Source organism: Nocardioides sp. CPCC 206348, from assembly GCF_048654705.1.
Classification (GTDB): domain Bacteria; phylum Actinomycetota; class Actinomycetes; order Propionibacteriales; family Nocardioidaceae; genus Nocardioides.
The window spans coordinates 123-791 of the sequence record NZ_JBMCZA010000141.1 but is presented as its reverse complement, the minus strand read 5'-3'; the positions used below and the strand labels follow the sequence as shown (position 1 = coordinate 791).

Annotated in this window: 1 protein-coding gene; it reads right to left on the bottom strand. The window is 67.9% G+C overall.

What is annotated here, in order from left to right; translation table 11 throughout:
- Positions 1-80 precede the first annotated feature (80 nt).
- Positions 81-669 (bottom strand): DUF4194 domain-containing protein (locus ACOADB_RS09185; protein WP_378597657.1); only part of this gene is annotated, 589 nt, incomplete at its 5' end.

The following is a 669-nucleotide window of genomic DNA, read 5'->3' as shown; positions in this document are numbered from 1 at the left end:
CCCGAACAACCCGTCTTCGTCAGGGTTCCCCCGCTGGTCGAGGAGGCCGGCCACGGCCGTCTCGAGACCCTCGTCGATACTCATTCGCCGTCCTCCCGCTGGTTGAGGTGCGAGGCGCCCTGGCGCCGAGCCTCGAAACCCCCGTCGCTCTCATCGAAAAGGTCCGCGTCCCCGACCCCCTCGACAACCTCAGTCCCATTCGCCGCCCGCAACGCCTCGAGCAGCTCAGCCAACAACTCCAGCGGCAGCAACGGCTCAACCGCCTCACTGATCTCGTACCGGTCATCCCCGACCGCACCAATCAGCAACCCGGACTTCACCACCGAAGCCACCGCATTGCGAGCCCGCTTCTCGTCCCCGGCCTCGTCGGTCGCGTGCGGCGGACGGAAGGTGGCGATGTAGTCGACGATGTCCTCGCGGTCGATGAACACCCGCACGTCCCCACTCGCAACCCCGGCCCGCAGCCGGTCCCGCAGGTGCACGAGCACCAGCGTCTCCTCACGGGACCACGCGGCGTCGTACAACAGGGTCGGGAACCGGCTGGCGGTCTCGGAGATCGCCTGGCGCTTCCACGCCACTTCCCGATTGCGGTCGATGGCGAGGTCGAGGAAGAGGTCGTTGAGCCGCGACCGCAGGACGCGTTCGTTCTCGACCAGCACCTGCCAGTCC